At 61.4% G+C, this 18,840-nt stretch carries 15 protein-coding genes; 6 read left to right on the forward strand and 9 right to left on the reverse strand.

Going from position 1 to position 18,840, the window contains the following annotated elements:
• Positions 1 to 34: 34 nt before the first annotated feature.
• The 7 genes from purM to L6963_RS06635 all read right to left on the reverse strand — a co-directional run bounded on the left by purM (position 35) and on the right by L6963_RS06635 (position 8,822).
• Positions 35 to 1,177 carry a phosphoribosylformylglycinamidine cyclo-ligase gene (purM, locus tag L6963_RS06605; RefSeq protein ID WP_237206100.1) on the reverse strand — a complete coding sequence of 381 codons (1,143 nt, stop codon included), beginning with the start codon at positions 1,175 to 1,177 and terminating at the stop codon, positions 35 to 37.
• The gene (purF, locus tag L6963_RS06610; protein ID WP_237206101.1) at positions 1,178 to 2,905 is read right to left on the reverse strand and encodes an amidophosphoribosyltransferase; all 1,728 of its coding nucleotides are present in this window, start codon (positions 2,903 to 2,905) and stop codon (positions 1,178 to 1,180) included.
• A gap of 154 nt (positions 2,906 to 3,059) precedes the next feature.
• Positions 3,060 to 3,431, reverse strand: a complete 372-nt coding sequence (locus L6963_RS06615) for a hypothetical protein (protein ID WP_237206102.1) — start codon at positions 3,429 to 3,431, stop codon at positions 3,060 to 3,062.
• Positions 3,432 to 3,486: 55 nt separating this feature from the next.
• On the reverse strand, positions 3,487 to 3,882 hold the full coding sequence (locus tag L6963_RS06620) for a sterol carrier family protein (protein ID WP_237206103.1): 396 nt from the start codon (positions 3,880 to 3,882) through the stop codon (positions 3,487 to 3,489).
• Complete coding sequence (locus tag L6963_RS06625; protein ID WP_237206104.1) at positions 3,882 to 4,880, reverse strand: asparaginase; 999 nt, start codon at positions 4,878 to 4,880, stop codon at positions 3,882 to 3,884. The genes L6963_RS06620 and L6963_RS06625 overlap by 1 nt, the downstream gene beginning before the upstream one ends.
• A 149-nt stretch (positions 4,881 to 5,029) precedes the next feature.
• Complete coding sequence (locus tag L6963_RS06630; RefSeq protein ID WP_237206105.1) at positions 5,030 to 8,077, reverse strand: MMPL family transporter; 3,048 nt, start codon at positions 8,075 to 8,077, stop codon at positions 5,030 to 5,032.
• 37 nt (positions 8,078 to 8,114) lie between these two features.
• Positions 8,115 to 8,822: a TetR/AcrR family transcriptional regulator gene (locus L6963_RS06635; RefSeq protein WP_237206106.1), complete on the reverse strand. Its 708-nt coding sequence runs from the start codon at positions 8,820 to 8,822 to the stop codon at positions 8,115 to 8,117.
• Positions 8,823 to 9,171: 349 nt separating this feature from the next.
• On the opposite strand from L6963_RS06635, the gene L6963_RS06640 reads away from it, so the two are divergent.
• The 3 genes from L6963_RS06640 to L6963_RS06650 all read left to right on the forward strand — a co-directional run bounded on the left by L6963_RS06640 (position 9,172) and on the right by L6963_RS06650 (position 12,656).
• Positions 9,172 to 10,095: a type IV toxin-antitoxin system AbiEi family antitoxin domain-containing protein gene (locus L6963_RS06640; RefSeq protein ID WP_237206107.1), complete on the forward strand. Its 924-nt coding sequence runs from the start codon at positions 9,172 to 9,174 to the stop codon at positions 10,093 to 10,095.
• A 268-nt stretch (positions 10,096 to 10,363) separates the two neighbouring features.
• The gene (gene purD, locus L6963_RS06645; protein WP_237206108.1) at positions 10,364 to 11,644 is read left to right on the forward strand and encodes a phosphoribosylamine--glycine ligase; all 1,281 of its coding nucleotides are present in this window, start codon (positions 10,364 to 10,366) and stop codon (positions 11,642 to 11,644) included.
• Between the two features lie 85 nt (positions 11,645 to 11,729).
• Positions 11,730 to 12,656 (forward strand): phosphoribosylaminoimidazolesuccinocarboxamide synthase, encoded by a 927-nt coding sequence (locus tag L6963_RS06650; RefSeq protein ID WP_135012541.1) that lies wholly within the window; start codon positions 11,730 to 11,732, stop codon positions 12,654 to 12,656.
• Here L6963_RS06650 and L6963_RS06655 read toward each other — a convergent pair.
• Both L6963_RS06655 and L6963_RS06660 read right to left on the reverse strand, forming a co-directional pair.
• Entirely contained in the window at positions 12,653 to 13,411 is a 759-nt protein-coding gene (locus L6963_RS06655) for a FadR/GntR family transcriptional regulator (protein ID WP_237206109.1), read from the reverse strand. The genes L6963_RS06650 and L6963_RS06655 overlap by 4 nt on opposite strands.
• A gap of 124 nt (positions 13,412 to 13,535) precedes the next feature.
• Entirely contained in the window at positions 13,536 to 15,230 is a 1,695-nt protein-coding gene (locus tag L6963_RS06660; protein ID WP_237206110.1) for an L-lactate permease, read from the reverse strand.
• A gap of 517 nt (positions 15,231 to 15,747) precedes the next feature.
• On the opposite strand from L6963_RS06660, the gene L6963_RS06665 reads away from it, so the two are divergent.
• The 3 genes from L6963_RS06665 to L6963_RS06675 are packed head-to-tail and all read left to right on the forward strand — an operon-like array spanning position 15,748 to position 18,816.
• The gene (locus L6963_RS06665; protein ID WP_135012547.1) at positions 15,748 to 16,545 is read left to right on the forward strand and encodes a (Fe-S)-binding protein; all 798 of its coding nucleotides are present in this window, start codon (positions 15,748 to 15,750) and stop codon (positions 16,543 to 16,545) included.
• A gap of 4 nt (positions 16,546 to 16,549) precedes the next feature.
• Positions 16,550 to 18,175 carry a LutB/LldF family L-lactate oxidation iron-sulfur protein gene (locus L6963_RS06670; protein ID WP_237206111.1) on the forward strand — a complete coding sequence of 542 codons (1,626 nt, stop codon included), beginning with the start codon at positions 16,550 to 16,552 and terminating at the stop codon, positions 18,173 to 18,175.
• On the forward strand, positions 18,175 to 18,816 hold the full coding sequence (locus tag L6963_RS06675; RefSeq protein WP_237206112.1) for a LutC/YkgG family protein: 642 nt from the start codon (positions 18,175 to 18,177) through the stop codon (positions 18,814 to 18,816). The genes L6963_RS06670 and L6963_RS06675 overlap by 1 nt, the downstream gene beginning before the upstream one ends.
• Positions 18,817 to 18,840 lie beyond the last annotated feature (24 nt).

Below are 18,840 nucleotides of genomic sequence, written 5' to 3' on the forward strand. Positions count from 1 at the left end.
GGGCCCACCACCCTTGTATATGTTCCTGTAGGGCCTACTTGTAGGAGCCCAGCAGCACCGCCGCGCCGCCGTCCACGCCCTTAGCACCCTGCACGTAGTCGGGGTTGCTCTTGTGCTCACCAGAATCCTTCTGCACGGTACCCAGCACCCACGAGGGCAGGCCGCGCTTGTTCAGGCGCTCAACAGCCGCATCGGCAACAGACGGGTCAACCACAGCAATCATGCCCACACCCAGGTTCAGGGTACGTTCCAGATCAGCCTGGGGAACAGAACCCAGCTCACCGATCAGCTTGAAGATAGCGGGAATCTCCCAGGTGGAACGCTCCACCACACCCACAGTGCCCACGGGCAGCACACGGGCCAGGTTAGCGGCCAGACCGCCACCGGTCACATGCGAGAAGCCGCGCACACCCGAACCGGTCTGCCCGTCCTCACCGTTGACCGGGAAAGCTTCAATCAAATCCAGGCAGTCAGCGGTGTAAATGCGGGTCGGCTCCAGCAGCTCCTCACCCAGGGTACGGCCCAGCTCGGCGACCTCACGCTCATACTCCCAGCCAGCAACCGAGAGCACCTTGCGCACCAGGGAGTAGCCATTAGAGTGAATACCGCTTGAAGCCATAGCAATCAGCACATCGCCCTCGCGCACGCGGTCGGGGCCCAGCAGCTCGTCCGCCTCAACGATGCCGGTAGCAGCACCGGCGACGTCGTACTCGTCCTCAGCCAGCAGACCGGGGTGCTCAGCGGTCTCGCCGCCCACCAGGGCAGTACCGGCCAGGGAGCAACCCTTAGCCACGCCTCGCACAATATCGGCGATACGCTCAGGCACCACCTTGCCGGTAGCGATGTAGTCGGTCATAAAGAGGGGGCGGGCACCGGTCACCACGATGTCATCCACCACCATACCCACCAGGTCATGGCCGATCGTGTGGTGGATATCGAGCTTCTGGGCAATCGCTACCTTGGTGCCCACACCGTCAGTGGACGTCGCCAGGTAGGGCTTGCGGTAATCCTTGAGCACAGATAGGTCAAACAGGCCAGCAAAGCCGCCCACACCGCCAACCACACCGGCCCCGTGAGTTGCCTTGACGGCGTCCTTCATCAGCTCAACAGCGCGGTCGCCCGCCTCAACATCTACACCAGCCGAAGCGTAGGTAACTGCGTTCTGGTTCTCGCTCATTTAGCGGGCCTCTCGGTCAGTGCCGGTAGAATCGGCAGGAATCGTATCTTGGGGAAGGACTAAATCTTCAAGGTCTGAATCAGGGCCAGGCTCACAGGAGCCGGTACCCGATGACGCCGCCGGGGCACCATCAAACTTGTGCTCCAGCGCCTCGGTGCCGGGGCGGGTTTCGATAGACACCGCCTTGGCCTTAGAAGGCTTATGGGCAACAGGACGCTCCACCGTCACCTCAGCCGCGGTACCAGCCAGCGGGCCCCCCTTGGAATCATCAAAGATGGACTTGCCACGGCGGTCTTCGCTGGGCAGCTCGACGGGGTACTTACCGGTAAAACAGGCGGTGCACAGGCGCTCGCGGGGCTGCTCGGTAGCGGCAATCATGCCCTCTTCTGAGATGAATCCCAGGGAATCTGCACCCAGCGACTTACCAATCTCTTCAATGGTCAGCCCGTTAGCGATCAGCTCGGAGCGCGAGGCAAAGTCGATGCCGTAGAAGCAGGGCCACTTGACCGGCGGGGACGAAATCCGCACGTGTACCTCTTTCGCACCTGCCTCTCGCAACATGCGTACCAGGGCCCGCTGGGTGTTACCGCGAACGATAGAATCGTCAATCACGACCAGGCGCTTACCCTCTACTACGGAGCGCAGGGGGTTGAGCTTGAGCCTAATGCCCAGCTGGCGGATGGTCTGCGAGGGCTGAATGAAGGTGCGGCCCACATAGGCGTTCTTCACCAGGCCGTTGCCGAAGGGAATGCCGGATTCCTCGGCGTAACCAATCGCCGCCGGGGTACCGGACTCGGGCGTTGGCATGACCAGGTCAGCTTCTACATGGTGTTCACGGGCCAGCTGACGCCCCATCTCAACACGGGACTCGTAGACACTGCGGCCCGAAATCGTGGTATCGGGGCGGGCCAGGTACACGTACTCAAAGACGCAACCGGCGGGTTTGGCTTCGGCAAAGCGCTGGGAGCGCAGTCCGTCCTCGTCAATGGTGATGAACTCACCGGGCTCAACCTCGCGCACGAATGATGCGCCGACGATGTCGAGGGCTGCGGTTTCTGAGGCGATGACCCAGCCGCGATCCAGGCGACCCAGCACCAGCGGACGCACGCCCTGGGGGTCACGCGCGGCGTACAGGGTGTGCTCGTCCATGAAAACCAGGCAGAAGGCACCTGAAAGGGTGGGGAGCAAATCGAGGGCAGCCTCTTCCAGGCTGTCAAAGTCGTGGTCTTTCAGTAGGGCAGTGACCAGGGCGGTATCGGTCGTATTACCCTGAGCCAGCTCGCCGCGTTCGGGGCGCTTGCCGCCGTTCTTAGCTAGCAGGCGGTCGTAGAGGTCAGCCGAGTTAACCAGGTTGCCGTTATGGGCTAGGGCGAGCGTGCCGTGGGGGGTGTCGCCCAGGGTCGGCTGCGCGTTCTGCCAAATGTTGCCGCCGGTGGTGGAGTAGCGGCAGTGGCCTACTGCCATGTGGCCGGTCATTGAGTTGAGGGTGGCCTCGTCAAACACCTGGGATACCAGGCCGATATCTTTGTAGACGTTCAGGTGTTTGCCGTCGCTGGTGGCGATACCGGCTGACTCTTGGCCACGGTGCTGCAGAGCGTAGAGACCGTAGTAGGTGAGCTTAGCGATATCTTCGCCGGGGGCCCATACGCCAAAGACGCCGCATTCGTCTTTAGGGCCGTGATCAACGGGGTCAAGGTCGAAGGATAGTTTTCCGTCAGGACGAGCCAAGGTGGTTTTCCGTCTCTTGTTGTGGGGTGGTTATCTCGCCGTGCAGCGTGGGGTGGCGCACGTGAGCGAGCGAACATATCAAGTGTACCTGCCCGATACGCTACTGATAAGTAAAGCCCACCGTGTGAGCATTTTTCTCACGGGTGGGCTTTGGCTAGTCTTGGCTGCTGACGGCTTGGTAGGTGGTGGTGTGCTTGGTGGAGCGCTTATCGAGAATCAGAGCTACCACGATGGCAGCAGCGGTGCACAGGGTGCCAAAGAGAACCGCCATCACGCCGTAAATTGCACCGAAGGTGTAGTTGGGGTTCTCCGGGCCTAAGGCAGTGACCACGAAGGCCACCACGAGACCGATGAGCAGGCCGGTGATAGCGAAGGCCGGGAGAGAGGGGGCACGGCGCACGGTAAGGTTGGCGCGGTCGGGGGCGGACGCCGGTGCAAAATGCTGGCCGGGGGCTGCCTGCTTGTCTGCCTCGGTGAGAGGAGCAGCAGGTTCGGTAGGGTGACGGAATCTCGACAGGATGCTCATAGCTATCAACCTTATCAAGAAGCCGCAGGCAGTGAGGCGTAAACGAGCACTGGGGCTAGAGTAGCGGCAGATAATCGCTCAGATCTGCCCTTAGCCCGGACGCCGAAATCGCGGGGGCAGCACTCTGCCAGCTGGCATAACCCAGCGCAATGGCGCACCAGGTCAGCGGATCGGTTTCAACAACGTTGGGCGGGGTGCCGCGGGTATGCCGCGGCCCGGCAATACACTGGGTCACCCCCATGGGCGGTACCCGCACCTCCACAGAATTCCCCGGGGCAAGGGTCGCCAGCTCCTCGAGTAGAAAACGGACGGACGCCGCCCGCACGCCCCGGGGCAGGGCAGCAAAAGCCGCCGCGCGGGCGTCCTCACCCTCTGCCCCCTCAAAAACCTGCCGTACCTGGGCAAGGGCGGCGAGGCCGTCCGCCTCGGAAATCTTGCGGCGAATCGCCATTAGAGGAGCCCCTCAAATGCAGCACCAGGCTCAAGAGAACCAACGGGCTGCCCGCCGCCGGTGATGGGTAGGGTGGTTCCAGCAATCGCCCGGTCAGCCACCTCAGCCTCTACATAACCTGCCGCCTGGAGCGCACGCACAGCGACCAGAGAAGCAGCCCGGTTAGAGCCGTCAAGCATCTTCAGCGCCACCGATGCGCCAGAACGCAACCCAATAGCCAGCACACCCTCAGCCCCGCGCTTAACCACAGCGTCAAGAGTCTCAGCCAGCACCGTATCGGAGCCGCCGGTGGCGTGGACGTACTCGGGGTAATCCACCATAGCCGTTGCGACGGTGGCTGCGCGGGCATCAGCTCTGATGTTCTCAACCGCCGAGCCCAGAGTGGAATAGGCCCGGGCAAGGCCCACCAGCGAGGTAGCAGCAACAGGCGCACCGCACCCGTCCACGGTCACATACTGGGGAGTTTCACCCGTGAACTCCTCAATAGTCTGAAGTACCAACTCCTGCAGGGGGTGGTGCGGGTCGGTGTAGTTATCTGTCGACCACCCCGACTTCACACAGCCCCACAGAAAGGCCGCGTGCTTACCGGAACAGTTACAAGCCAGACGCTGCTTGTCGTGGCCGGCCCTTACCAGGGCGTGGTAACTGGGCTCATCAGCAGGCCAGGCCGGCGGGCAGAGCAGGGCATCGGCGGTCAGCCCGGCCTCAGCCAGCACCGACTGGGCAACCTTCATATGCTCAAAAGAACCGGTATGGGAACCAGCAGCTAGCGCAATCTGGGCCCCCTGTAGCTCAGCCCCCGCGTTCATCGACGCAATAGCCTGCAAGGGTTTGAGCGCCGAACGGGCATAGACCAGAGCCTCGGGGGTTCCCAGGCTCAGGGCGGTAGAGCCGTCGGGCACCAGTACGACCAGCGACCCCACATGGCGGGACTCGATAAAGTCACCACGGGTGACGACTGCCAGCTCTGCTGCCTGCTGCGCGGTAAAAGTCTGCATGCCCACCAGTCTACTGGGTAGCCACTAGCGCTGAAACGAGCGATGCCCGCACTTATTCTGATTCATCCGCAACTAGTTGCGGGTTTTTCAGAATAAATGCGGGCATCTACCGACTGGCCTTGCGAGATGAGCCGAGTGCGGCGTCCTCGCTACTGCTCTTTCTGCTGCTCAGAAAGAGCCTTGAGCGCCTCGCGGGCCGCGCGGGCAGCTCGCTGCGCCTCAACCTGGGCCTCGTCTGCCGCTGCTAGAGCCTGGTCGGCAGCAACCACAGCAGCCTGGGCCAGAGCACGCGTGGACTCAACCGCCACAACCTGGGTGGGGCTGACCGGACGCTCCGGCGCGGACGCCGGTTGCTGAGCGGGTGCCGGGGTCGCATCTTCGTGCCGAGCGTCTTCCACCGGGGCGGACGTCCGCGCTTCAGTAGGTGCGGGGGTTGCAGTAGGTGCCGGGGCAGCCTCTTCCTCGTGGGCCTGAGCTTCGAGCTTGGTGCCTTCAACGTCCAGGTCAGGGAGCAGGCGGTCGAGCCAGGCGGGGAGCCACCATGCCTTTTCACCCAGCAGGTACATGAGCGCCGGAATCAGGGTCATGCGCACGACGAAGGCGTCCAGCAGAACGCCGACCGCCAGCACGAAGCCGATGGAGGCAATCATGGGGTCGCCGGAGAAGACGAAGCCGATAAAGACACCGGCCATAATCAGCGCCGCAGCGGTGACCACGCGGGCGCCGTGATGGTAGCCCACCACAACCGAGGTCTTAGCCCCGCGACCGTGCGAGTAGGCCTCTCGCATGCCCGAGACCAGGAAGAGCTGGTAGTCCATGGCCAAGCCGAAGAGAATACCCACAGCCAGAATTGGCAGGAAGGCAAGCAGCGGGCCGGGGGTTGAGACATTGAAGAGCTCGGATGCCCAACCCCACTGGAACACAGCCGTGGTCGCACCGAGGGCTGCCAGCAGGGAGAAGAGGAATCCCAAGGTTGCGGTGACCGGCACCAGAATGGAGCGGAAAACCAGAATCAGAACCAGCAGCGACAGGCCCATGACCAGGGCAACGTAGAGGGGCAGAACATCTGCCAGGTTCTGGGCGATATCAACGGCCATAGCGGTCTGGCCGGTCACACCAAAAGTCACCTCACCGTTATCGGTCGAGACGGTGTCCTCACGCAGGGTATGCACCAGGTTGGTGGTCGACTCCGTGTTGGGGCCTTCGTCGGGAATCACCTGGTAGAGCAGGGCGGAGTTATCGTCAGAGATCATGGCGGGAATGACGGCTGAAACGTCGCTCTGATCCAGAAGGTCCTGGCCCACTTCAACCTGCAGAGCCTGAGCATCTTCCTCGGTAGTGTCCTCGGGCAGGCGGGCAGCTACCACGATGGGGCCGTTCTGGCCCTCACCAAACTTGTCAGCAACGGTAGTGTAGGAAATATAGGCCGCTGAATCAGTAGTCTGAGAGTCGCCCGCTGGCAGACCCAGACGCATATCTGCCACCGGCAGAGCCACAGCCCCCAGGGCAAGCACTACAGCCGCGACGGTAGCGATCGGCTTCTTGAGAACCAGACCAATCCAGCCGCGGTGGGCCTCCTCATGGGCAGCCGCCGCCTGCTTAGCTTCTGCCCGAATGGAAGCCGCCTGGGCGTCGTCCTCGCTGGCAGCCTGCGCGCCAGCCGCAATTTTCGCCCGCTGCTTTTTACTCAGGATGCGCTCACCCAGCAGAGACATTACGGCGGGGGAGAGAGTGGTGGCTACCGCCACGGCAACAGCAACCGCAAAGGCACCGGCGTTACCCATCACGCCCAGGAAGGGGATGCCCACGACGTTCAGACCCAGCAGGGCGATGATAACGGTAGCGCCGGCGAAGAAGACCGCGCCGCCGGAGGTGCCGGTGGCCAAGGCGATAGACTCCTTCACGTTCATTCCCTTAGCCAGGTTGGTGCGGTGGCGGTTCAGAATGAAGAGGGTGTAGTCGATACCCACAGCCAGGCCCAGCATGGTGCCCAGGGTGGGGGTAGTGGAGGTCATCTCGACGATGCTCGAAAGCGACAGGACGGCCAGGGCCGAGGTGCCCACGCCAATAATCGCCATGATAATCGGCAGCCCGGCAGCGACCAGGGTGCCCAGCATCAGGAAGAGGACGATAAAGGCAATGCCGATACCGATAGCCTCAGCGGTCGCGTTCATCTCTGTTTCGATACCCTGCATGTACTGGTCGTAGGTGACGGTCAGGCCGTTATCGGACAGCACGTTGAGCTTCTGCTGGGTTTCTTCGAGAGTTTCTACAGGGATAGAACCGGTCTCAGCATCGAAAGTAACAGAGATAATGGCGGTGGAGTTATCCTCAGAAATCGCAACACCGCTCTCAGACATCTGCAGCAGAGCAGCGTTCTGCTCGATAGTGCCCTTACCGCTCTCTAACTGAGAACGGGAATCTTCAAGCTGGGCAAGACCGGCTTCATAGTCGGCGCGACCCTGATCGAGCTGGGCCTGGGCCTCTTCCAGCTGGGTGCGGCCCTGATTGAGCTGTTCGGCAGTGGCGTCCAGCTGAGCCCGCTGGGCATCCAGCTGAGCCTGCTGGCTGTTGAGCTCACCAAAAGCTTCCGGCGGAGCACCCTCACCCTCAAGACGGCTACGGGCCTCGTTCAGCTGATTCTGGGTGTCCTCAAGCTGGGCATAGCCCTCATCGAGCTGCTGCTGACCAGACTCAAGCTCACCCTTGCGGGAATCAAGCTCAGCCTGCCCCGAATCCAACTGGGCCTTAGCGGCATCAAGCTGCGCCTGGCCGTCCGCAAGCTGCTGCTCGCCCCCGCTCAACTCAGCCTGACCCGCCTCAAGCTGCGCCTGGCCGTCCGCAAGCTGCTGGGCCACAGCAAAGGGGTCGGTGACGCTATCAACGCCCTCAACGGTCTCGGTCTCAGCAACGGCGCTCGCCACAGCAGCCTTCTGCTCATCGGTGAAGGGTGAGCCGTCCTCGGTCTGCACAATGGCAGAACCGGTACCGGCATTGAGATTCAGGTTGAAGGTATCGGTCAGCTCTTCCTGAACCAGCTGCGCCTCGGTGCCAGGAATAGTGATGGAATCGGTCAAATCGCCCTTAAAAGAGGCGTAGGCGCCGCCAGCTAGAGCAATCACCAGCGCCCAGATGCCGATAACGGTCCAGGCGCGGCGAGCTGCAAAGCTACCGACTTTATAGAGGAACTCAGACATGGCCTGCCGGTTTCCCTTTCGTGTGGTTGTGTTTTCTCTAAACGGTCTGGTGGGAGGTAACGCTGCCGTCAGCGGCAAATACCGGGGTTCCGGCTGCTACCTGGTTGATATAAGCGTGGATATGGGGCACGAACATCTGGGGTTCGATAACCAGCTGCTTGGCGGGTTCTTCAAAAATGTTCTCGTCAAGCCCCTGGGCGAAGCGAACAAAACCGAAGACGTAACCCATCAGCAGGTTGTAGGCGAAGAGACCAAGGGCTAATGACTGGTCGAGTGATAGGTCGGGGTAGAGCTGATCAATTTCGCTACAGAGGGCGTTGCAGATATCGCCCAGGGTGAGGGTGACTTCGCGGGCTACCAGGTCAAACTCTTCCTCAACCAGTGCTGCGCCCAGGGTGACAAAGCGGACGAGATCCTGCTGCACCCGTTCGGTTTCTACTGCCTCGTGGAAGTGCTGCACCAGGGCCTGTGGGAGGTCTTCGATGGCGACTCCCCGGGGAAAGGGAGGCTCGTCGATACAGGGTTCGAGGTGAGTTGAGAGCTGGTAGGTTAGGGCGTCTTCGAGTTTTTTGAAGTGGTTGAAGACGGTGCGTTCAGAGACCCCTGCCTGCTCTGCGAGGGCCGAGGCTGTCAGGCCTGCTCGCCCGCTGGTGAGCACAAGGTGTTCGGCGGCTGCGGCAATTTTTTGTTTGGACGCCGTCGAGCGGGCCCTGCGCCGGTCGAGAGGAGGGATGTGTTTCAGCATGTATTTACAGTAACTGCAATATTGCAGGAACTGCAAATAGTTGGGGTGTGGGGTTGGGCACGGTTGCGGGTTGCTGGGCGTGGCTGGCGCGGACGTGGGGCGTTGGGTGCTGGGCGTGACTGGCGCAAGCCTTCCGCATTTATTCTGAAAACACCGCAACTAGTTGCGGGTAAATCAGAATAAATGCGGGGAGATAGTGGGATATAGAAGTTGAGCGGTTTCGACTGTGACCTTCTGTTGCAGTTTTTTCCACAGGTTCGGTACACGCCTTGACAAGGGTGAACTTCAGTTTTCCACAGGTTCGAAAATAGTGCTTGAGTGCCCACCGCCGCTCTGCGACAGTAGTCCCATGCACGACAGAATTGAACGGGTTGCCTCAAAAGTCAAAACATCTCAACAGCTCAACTTTGAAGGGCTGAGTAAAAACCTCATCGGCGCTATGCACCGGCGGGGTGAACTTATTAGGCTGACGCGGGGCGTCTACGTTTTAGCTGCAGAAGGTCGGCAGTTCACGCCCGAAGAGCGGTGTATCGCTGTGACAATAGCGCTCGCGATGTCTCATCGGCAGGCGGTACTCAGTCACGCATCTGCTGCGCTGATGTGGGGTGCTCCGCTCTTCGGGCTGCCCGCCAAGGTTGAGCTGTCTCTTCCCCGCTCTAACCACCGGCACCATAGCCAGGCTAGGTACCACAGCTCCCGTTCGGACGTGTGCGAGCTGGCTCGTACGGTAGCTGGTTTTTCAGTCACAGACCCACTGACCACGATTCTCGACTGTGCTCGAACCTTACCTGTAGTTCAGGCCCTGGCAGTTACAGACTATTTTCTGCACCGCGCCCATGTAGGTTATCGCGATGTCCATGCCCGGCTCATGGGCGCTAGCGGTTACGGGACGAGCAGCTTTTCCCTGATTGCTGAGTCGATGAGCGCTTTGACCGAGTCCCCTCTCGAATCGCTGGCAATGCTCAGAATCGTGCAGTCTAACCTCGAACGTCCTCGTCAGCAGCTGGAGATTAGAGCGCATGATGGCAGGCTTCATCGTTCAGATTTTGCCTGGGAAGCGCTGAAACTCCTGTTAGAGGTCGACGGTCTGCATAAGTACTACGGTGCCTACCGCCCGACAGAGGAGCAGCTACGCAGGGATGCTCTGCGCCAACGTTCGCTTGAACTTATGGGGTGGACGGTCGTTCGAGCCACCTGGGACGACCTCATGCACAGGCCGCAGGTCGTGATCCAGCGTCTCATGCGGGGCGGAGTGCGGAAGTTGGGACGGTGATTATCGAGACCCCTCCGCATTTATTCTGAAAACACCGCAACTAGTTGCGGGTAAATCAGAATAAGTGCGGAAAGGTGATGGGTGACGTGAGTTGAGTGGGGTGGCGGGCGGGCACAGCGTAGAAGGTTAGATGGGCGGACGCCGATACGCGCCTACCAGCCCCGAGCGGGCGTGCCGGGGCGGGCGTCCGCAAAAATCAATCGGCAAAAACCGCTCAAACTGCGGTAAAAACTTCATCAAATCGTGACCTTGCCGGTAGCCTAAAAGAATGAAGGTTTTGGTACTGGGCCCCGGCGGTCGTGAACACGCAATTATCCGAGCACTCCTGAAAGATCCAGCCGTTACCGAGGTGCATTCAGCCCCCGGCAACGCGGGTATTGCTCAAGACGTGCCCGTCCACGCTATTGACGCGAATAACCCCGAAGCGGCCCTGGCACTAGCTACCGAACTGGCTGCTGACCTGGTCGTCATCGGGCCCGAAGCGCCCCTCGTTGCCGGTGTTTCAGATACCCTGCGCGATGCAGGTTTCCCTGTCTTTGGCCCCTCTAAGCCTGCGGCCCTACTCGAAGGCTCCAAGGCTTTTGCCAAGGAGGTCATGGCCAGCGCCAATGTACCCACCGCCATGGCCAAGGTTGCCACTAACCGTGAAGAAGCAGAAGCCGCCCTTGCTACCTTTGGCGCCCCCTACGTGGTTAAGGACGACGGCCTGGCCGCCGGTAAGGGTGTTGTGGTCACCGAAGACTTCGACGCTGCCCTGGCCCACGCCGAAGCCTGCTTCGCCGCCGGTGGCACCGTGGTCATCGAAGAATACCTCGATGGCCCCGAGGTCTCCCTCTTCGTTATCTCAGACGGTAGCACCTGCCTGCCCCTCTCGCCCGCCCAGGACTTCAAGCGTATCTTCGATAATGATGAAGGCCCCAACACCGGTGGCATGGGCGCCTACACCCCCCTGCCCTGGCTGCCCGAAGGCTTCGTCGAAGAGGTCATTGAGCGCGTAGCTCAGCCCACCGTTGACGAAATGGCGCGCCGCGGTACCCCCTTTGTGGGCGTGCTCTACTGTGGTCTGGCAGCTACCTCCCGCGGCATCCGCGTGATCGAATTCAACGCCCGCTTTGGTGACCCCGAAACCCAGGCCGTTCTGGCCCGCCTGCGCACCCCGCTCGGCGGCGTCCTTCTGGCAGCGGCCAAGGGCGAACTGCCCGCCGACCTTGCTCTTGACTGGGACCCCCGCACCGCCGTCGACGTGGTCATGGCTGCAGAGAATTACCCCGACACTCCCCGCAAGGGCGATGCCATCACCGGCCTGGACGCCGCCAACCAGCGCGAGAACGTGCACGTTGACCACGCAGGTACCGCCCTCGACGGTGAAGAGATTGTCACCGCCGGTGGCCGTGTGCTGGCTGTCGTCGCCCTGGGCGAGAACCTCACTGAAGCCCGCGAGGCTGCCTACGCCGGCGTGCGCGACATTGCCTGGAAGGGTGCCCAGTACCGTTCAGACATTGCGCTCGCTGCCGCCGAGAATCGCATTCAGATTCCCACCCAGAACTAACCTCCTGTGACTGCCCACCGCACCCGCGTGGGCAGTCACTTTTCTATCACCTCACAGCCCACCTGCACACCCCCAGGAGAAAATCATGAGCCATACCCCCGTAGACATTCCCGGCTGGAAGCACGTGTATTCCGGCAAGGTCCGTGATCTCTACATCCCCGACGAGGACACCCAGGACGTCACCGGCCTGAACGTGAAGGACGACGCCGAACTGCGTGCCGGCTCCGTGATGGTGGTTGCCACCGACCGTATCAGCGCCTTCGACCAGGTGCTTCCCACCGAGATTCCCGATAAGGGCAAGATTCTGACCCAGATGTCCCTCTGGTGGTTTGAACAGCTCAAGGGTGTGCCCAACCATGTGCTGTCTACCGACGTGCCCGAGGTGGTGGCTGGCCGCGCCATGATCTGTAAGTCTCTGAACATGTTCCCGGTTGAGTGCATCGTGCGCGGCTACCTGACCGGCTCCGGCCTGGCTTCTTACCGCAAGACCGGTAAGGTCAATGAGTTTGAGCTACCCGCCGGTCTGGTAGATGGCTCCCGCCTGGAGCCTGCCCTCTTCACACCCACCGGCAAGGCAGAGGTGGGGGAGCACGACGAGCCCATCACCCGTGAAGAGCTCGACGCTGAGGTGGGGGAGGCTATCGCCGACCGTCTGCAGGAACTGACTCTCTATGTCTACGAGACCGCTGAGAAGATTGCGCGTGAGCGCGGCATCATTCTGGCCGACACCAAGATTGAGTTCGGCACCGACTCCTACCGCGGTGAAATTACCCTGGGCGACGAGGTTCTGACCCCCGATTCATCGCGTTTCTGGGATGCCAACGACTACGAGCCCGGCCGTGCCCAGGCTTCTTTCGATAAGCAGTACGTGCGTGACTGGCTCAAGAGCGAGGAGTCGGGCTGGGACGGCACCGGCCCTGTGCCTGAGCTCCCTGCCGAGGTCGTAGAGAAGACCCGTGCCCGCTACGTTGAGGCCTACGAGCGTCTAACCGGTCAGAAGTTCGAGGCCTAGACTTGCCCATCGCGCACCTTCTGGTGGTACTCATAATGGGCAGCACCAATTTCTGAGAGGGCGTAGAACCATCGAATGTGCTCAGCGACTGTTCGCTGGGCACGTTCTGCATCTCCGGCAATAACTGCCGCGTAGATGGCCCGGTGCTGGTCCTGGAGTTCCCGTTTGGTTGCTTCCCAGTTGTCGAGGTAGGGCACGGCTTCCTGTACGTAGCCTACGGTGGCTAGGTGCAGGGAGTCGATGACGGTGTCCATCACGATGTTCCCGCCGAGGGACGATATTTCGTAGTGGAAGCGGGTGTCGCAGAAGTGGAAGCGGTCGTCGCTAATATCTGCGTGGTCCATTTCGTCGAGGTACTGCCGGGCGGTTGCTAGGGACGCGGCGTGTTCGGGTTTCTGGGCTACATCGGCTGCCCGGGCGGCGGCTTCACCTTCGAGCAGGACGCGGGTGCTTACGATATCTGCTACCGGCAGGGTGCGGGTGGCGATGTGCATGCGCAGGGCCCAGCCGAGGGCGTCTGAGGGTTCCGAGACTACGACAGCGCCGGCCTTGGGGCCTGAGCCCACCCCCGACCGAATGAGGCCCACCGCGGAGAGAATGCGCAGGGCTTCGCGCACCGAGGCCCGTGAGATGCCGTATTCCTCTGCCAGGGAGCGCTCACCGGGCAGGCGGTCGCCGATGCGCAGCTGGCCGTGGCGCAACCGGTGTTCGATGGACTCGAGCAGGGCGGTGTAGGTGGGCTCTTTTTCTTTCACGCGCTGTCTTTCAGATGGGGTAGGTACATAGACAAGGTATAGGTAAGGGCGGTGCAGTTCCAACGTATGTTACGTGGGACTGCACCGCCCTTTGTGTGCCTAGCTCATAGGTGTGAACCTGTGATTAGTGGCCGGTGAGGTAGGGCTCAACCAGCAGGCCGGAGAGGACGGTGGCCTGGAGGAAGACCAAGGCACAGACGGCCAGCAGCAGGATGAAGGACCAGCCGAGAACTGCCTTGAAGATTTCGGACTCCTTGCCTTCCATGTTGACCGAGGTGGCCGCGATGGCGAGGGACTGGGGTGAAATCATCTTGCCGACCACACCACCGGTGGTGTTAGCTGCCAGCATGAGTTCGGGGTGGGCACCGGTCATGCCGCCTTCCTGCAGGTGCTCAGCGGCGGTGACCTGGAGCTTGGAGAAGAGGGCGTTGGCTGAGGTGTCGGAGCCGGTGACGGCGGTGCCGACCCAGCCGAGGACGGGTGCCAGGAAGGCGTAGGCTACGCCGAGGGAGGCGACGTATTCACCGATGGCAACGGTCTGGCCGGAGTAGTTCATGACGAAGGCCAGGGCCAGAACCAGGGCGATGGTGACAGCTGACCAGCGCATCTTGTAGGCTACGGCACCGATTTCCTTGAAGGCGTCGACCATGGAGAGCTTGTACTTGCCGTTTTCGTTGAAGATGGCGTAGAGGATGGCGACCAGGATGCCGGAGATCAGCAGGTAGGTGCCGGGGTTGCCGAGCCATGCCCACTTGTAGACGGTGTCTACTGCGGTGCCGTCCGCCTTGAGCAGACGTTCAGAGAGCAGAGGCATATCGAACTCGGCGACGGTGGTCTTGAGCCAGTTGACGAGCGGGGTATAGAGGTTTGCGACACCGAAGATGATGACAACGACCAGGTAGGGCATAAGGGCCATCCAGATGCGGCGGCCGGGCAGGTGCTCAACTTCGAGGGGGGCGGTGATGCCGTAGCGTTCGCGGACGCCTTCAACACCGCGGGGCTTGACGAAGCGCATGAAGACAACGGCTGCTGCGATGGAGACGATGCAGGCTACGACGTCGGTGAGCTGGTAGACGAAGTGCGCAGAGGCCCACCACTGGGCGATAGAGAAGGAGGCACCGATGACGGCTGCGTGCATCCAGGCGTCCTTGAGGCCCTTGACGCCGTCGAGGATCCAGAGCAGGATGAAGGGCACGAAGAAGGCGATGAAGGGGGCCTGGTGACCAACGAGGGCTGCGATGACGGTGGCGTCCTTGCCGCCCACTTCACCGGCGGTGGTGATGGGGATAGCGACAGCGCCGAAGGCAACGGGTGCGGTGTTGGCGATGAGGACGGTGGTGGCAGCCTTGAGGGGCTTGACGCCGAGGGCCAGGATCATGGTTGCGGTAATAGCAACGGGGGCACCGAAACCTGCCAGGGCTTCGAGCAGACCGCCGAAGCAGAAGGCGATGAGGATGGCCTGGATGCGCAGGTCACCGCCGCCGATGAGGTCGAAGGTGCGGCGCAGGTCTTCGAAGCGGCCTGAGAGGACGGTGACTTCGTAGAACCAGATGGCCATGAGGATGACCCAGACGATGGGGAAGAGGCCGTAGATGCCGCCGCGGAAGGCTGACATGCCGGCGAGGTCCCAGGGCATGCCGAAGCCGAAGATGGCGACGAGGATTGCAACGATCAGCGATACGAGACCGGCGACGTGTGCGCGGGCTTTGAAGCCGAGCAGCATGATAAAGAATGCCAACAGCGGCAGGGTGGAGACCAGGGCGCTGAGCGCGAGGCTTCCTCCTACGGCGTCGGTTACAGCGGTATAGGTATTTTCCACCGTATTCTCCTTAGTGATGTGTGGTATGGCTGGGCGTCACATCTGTGGGGCGCTGAGCCAAAAAATATGAGGCCTAACCTCCTGTGGTCAGACCATTGCTTTTCGAGGTCTACGTTACATGAGGCAGTTCACTTTCGCCAAGCTGTGGCCGCATCTATTTGCGGTATTTTTTTCGCCCCTGTGGTTTTGTGGGTTTTTCGGGGTTTTTGGGTGCGCTCTTGTGTTGGCATGCGCCTGCTTGTGTGGTTCTTGGGGTGTGCGGACGCCCGCGGTGGGGGAGCGGGGTTCTTTCAGCTTTCTTTGTGTGGTCAGACCGTTAGGTTATTTGCATAAGAAAATATGCCCTATTTAAAGTATCGAAATGCCGACCCCATCGTGTTAAATGAGGGAGTAGGAAAAGAATCTAACAGGCACCCCGCCCGCCCTTCCTCTCCCACCCGGCCACCGGCGTCCGCGCCCCTGAACCGGTGAGGAAAACGCGGGCTACCCATGCCGCACAGAAGAAGAGAGAACCAACATGCGTGTCGCACTGTTTTCAACGTGCATCGTCGACGCAATGTACCCCAAGGTAGCTAAGGCTACCGTTGACATCCTGGAGCGTCTCGGCCACGAGGTCGTCTTCCCGCAGGGCCAGACCTGCTGCTCCCAGATGCACGTCAACTCGGGCTACTTCGACGACGCCTACCCCATCGTCAAAACCCACGTACAGGCCTTTGAAGAATGGGACTTCGACGCAATCGTTGCGCCCTCAGGCTCCTGCGTCGCCTCCCTCGGTCACCAGCAGCCCATGATTGCAGAGCGAGCAGGCGACGACGCCACTGCCCGCGCTGCCGCCTCACTGGCTGCCCGCTCCTTCGAGCTCTCCCAGTTCCTCATCGACGTCTGCGGCATCACCAACGCAGCAGAACAGCTGGGCTCCTACTTCCCCGAGAAGGTCACCTACCACTCATCCTGCCACGGTATGCGCCTGCTGGGTCTGGGCACCCGCCAGGAAGACCTGATCCGCACCGTTGAGGGTCTGGAATACACCCAGATTGACGGCCTTGACCAGTGCTGCGGCTTCGGTGGAACCTTCTCCTTTAAGAACGCAGACACCTCCGGCGCCATGGTTGCCGACAAGGTAGAGAACATTGAAGCAACCGGTGCATCGGTCTGCACCGGCGGCGACTCATCCTGCCTGATGAACATCGGCGGCGCTCTCTCCCGCAAGAACTCACCCGTACAGACCGTACACTTCGCCGAGATTCTTGCATCCACTAAGGAAAACCCGCTCAAGGTCACCGGCCCCGTAGCCGTTACCGCAGGAGGTAAGTAAAGCCATGTCAACCACCGCACTCGGCATGCCCAAGGTCCGCCACGGCGTCGGCAATATCTTCGAATTCGAGCCCTTCCCCGAATACGCAGAGAAGGAACTCCAGAACGAGCAGTTGCGCGCCAACCTGGGCTTTGCTACCCACAAGATTCGTAACAAGCGCGCCGCCGTTATCTCAGAACTGCCCGACTGGCAGGATCTGCGCACCGCAGGTTCCATGATCAAGCAGAAGGTCATGGCCAACCTTGACACCTACCTCGAAGAGTTCGAAAAGAACTTCACCGCCCGCGGCGGCCACGTACACTGGGCCCGCGACGCCCACGAGGCCAACGAAATCGCCCTCAAGCTGATTCAGGCTGAAGGCGTCACCGAGGTCAACAAGATTAAGTCAATGGCCACCGCCGAAACCGGCCTCAACGAGTTCCTTGAAGAGCACGGTATCCACGCTATTGAAACCGACCTGGCAGAAGAAATCGTCCAGCTGGGCGACAACGACCGCCCCTCCCACATCCTGGTGCCCGCAATTCACCGCAACCGTACCGAGATCCGCGACATCTTCCTTAAGAAGATTGAGGGCGTCAACCCCAACCTCACCAACGACCCGGCAGAGCTGGCAGAAGCCTCCCGCTTCCGCCTGCGTGAGAAGTTCCTGACCAACAAGGTCGCCATCTCAGGCGTCAACTTCGGCATCGCCGAAACCGGCACCATGACCATCGTTGAATCTGAGGGTAACGGCCGTATGTGCCTGACCCTGCCCGATACCCTGATTACCTTCATGGGCATCGAAAAGCTGCTGCCGACCCTGCAGGACCTCGAGGTCTTCACCCAGCTGCTGCCCCGCTCGTCCACCGGTGAGCGCATGAACCCCTACACCTCCATGTGGACCGGTGTGACCCCCGGCGACGGCCCCCAGAACCTGCACGTCATCCTGATGGATAACGGCCGCACCGCAGCCCTGGCCGACCAGGTTGGTCGCCAGGCCCTGCACTGCATCCGCTGTTCAGCCTGCATGAACGTCTGCCCCGTCTACGAACGCGCAGGTGGCCACGCCTACGGCTCCACCTACCCCGGCCCCATCGGCGCAATTCTCTCCCCCCAGCTGGGCGGTATCGAGAACCAGTACAACTCCACCCTGCCCTACGCATCCTCCCTCTGCGGCGCCTGCTACGAGGCCTGCCCCGTCAAGATCAACATCCCCGACGTGCTGGTTCACCTGCGCGGCAAGGCCGTTGACCACGAAAAGGCCCAGGGCGAGTTCGAAGGTGGCAAGAAGGAACGCCACGTGCAGATGGACGCCATGATGTTCGGCGCCAAGAAGCTCTTCAGCTCAGGTGCCCTCATGGCCCTGGCCACCAAGGGCCTGCCCGCCTCCAAGCTGATTACCGGCAAGAAGGGGAAGATCACCAAGCTGCCCGGTATCGTCGGCGGCTGGACCGAATACCGCGATATCCCGGCACCCCCCAAGACCTCCTTCCGCAACGAGTGGAAGAAGGAGCGCGGCTCTGCCCCCAAGCGTGTAGGCGGCGAACGCGTTGACCTGCAGGCCATCATTGCCGCTAACCAGGCCAAGATTGCCGAGGCCCACGCCAACGCTGAGACCGCTAACCCCATCGCCCCCAAGGAGGCCAACTAATGTCTGATGCAAAAGCAGAAATCCTGGGCCGCATCCGCGCCTCCCTCTGGGGCAACCCCCAGCCGGCTGAGCCCGTCCGCTCCTACCGCCGCGAAAGCGACAAGGGCGCCGAGGAAATCATCGAGATGCTGGTCGACCGCCTGATCGACTACAAGGCTAACGTCTACCACGAGACCGAAGAGACCATCGCCGCCCGCGTGGGCGAGCTGCTCGGCAAGTCCTCCCGCTACGTGGTGCCCACCGGTCTCAAGACCGAGTGGCTGCCCGAAGACACCGCAGCCCGCTCCCGCGTGGTTGACTCCGGCAACGCCAACAAGCCCGGAGCCCTCTCCGTGCGCGAACTTGACGCCATCGACGCGGTTGTCACCTCTTCAACCGTCTCCTGCGCTGAGACCGGCACCATCGCCCTGAACAGCACCGAGACCGAAGGCCGCCGCGCCATCACCCTGGTACCCGACCACCACATCTGCGTGGTTCCCGTCGATACCATCGTTGAGCTGATCCCCGAGACCGTGGCCCGTCTGAACTTCGACAAGCCCATCACCTGGATCTCAGGCCCCTCAGCGACCTCAGATATCGAGCTGATCCGCGTTGAAGGCGTGCACGGTCCCCGTACCCTGGACGTCATCATCCTCAAGTAGGCTGGCACCCGCTCTGTGATAGAA

It is taken from the genome of Rothia nasimurium (genome assembly GCF_928392795.1).
Lineage (GTDB): Bacteria > Actinomycetota > Actinomycetes > Actinomycetales > Micrococcaceae > Rothia > Rothia nasimurium_F.